Origin of the sequence: Rhodosalinus sediminis, assembly GCF_003385555.1 — a bacterium.
GTDB classification, from domain to species: domain Bacteria; phylum Pseudomonadota; class Alphaproteobacteria; order Rhodobacterales; family Rhodobacteraceae; genus Rhodosalinus; species Rhodosalinus sediminis.
The window spans coordinates 1-533 of sequence record NZ_QOHR01000096.1 but is presented as its reverse complement, the minus strand read 5'-3'; the positions used below and the strand labels follow the sequence as shown (position 1 = coordinate 533).

The 533-nt window shown below is 74.3% G+C and carries 1 pseudogene; it reads left to right on the top strand.

Annotation, left to right across the window (positions count from 1 at the left end):
• A pseudogene (locus DRV84_RS15720) lies at positions 1-529 on the top strand (glycosyltransferase family 2 protein); the annotation flags it as partial.
• Positions 530-533: the final 4 nt, after the last annotated feature.

Here is a 533-nt window from a genome sequence, read left to right as displayed (position 1 = left end):
GGTCGCGGGCCGGTTCGAGCGGCGCCACGCGCGCAACATCGCGGCCTATCTCGAGGGCTGCCCGCGGGTGCTCGAGATCGGGGCCGGTATCGGCTTCCTGCCCATCCGCGTGGTCCGTATTTCAGACGGCGTGACCGTCATGGCGCAGGAGGCGCGCAGCGAACTCGTCGGGTTGGGCCGCCAGATCGCGCGCCGCGCCGGAGTCGACGACTCCGCCCGCCTGAAATGGTCCGACGGCCCGCTGCGCCTGCCCACCGACACGGGGGCCGAGGCCGGGGGCCTCGCCGCCTTCCTGCGCGATTTCCGGCCCGTCGCCCTGCGGCTCGCCCGGCCCGCCGACGTGCCGCCCGAAATGCTGGCCGCCCAGGACCTCGGCACCGTGCGGCGCGTCGTGGTGCCCTTCGTGACCGAGGACCAGGCCGGCGAATGGCGCGCGGGCTACGGCCCGGTCCTCGCCCGGAAGGGCTTCGTCGAGGATGTCGAGCGCGCTGGCGGCGGCAGCCTGAAATTCGACCTGAAGGAGGCGTGACGCC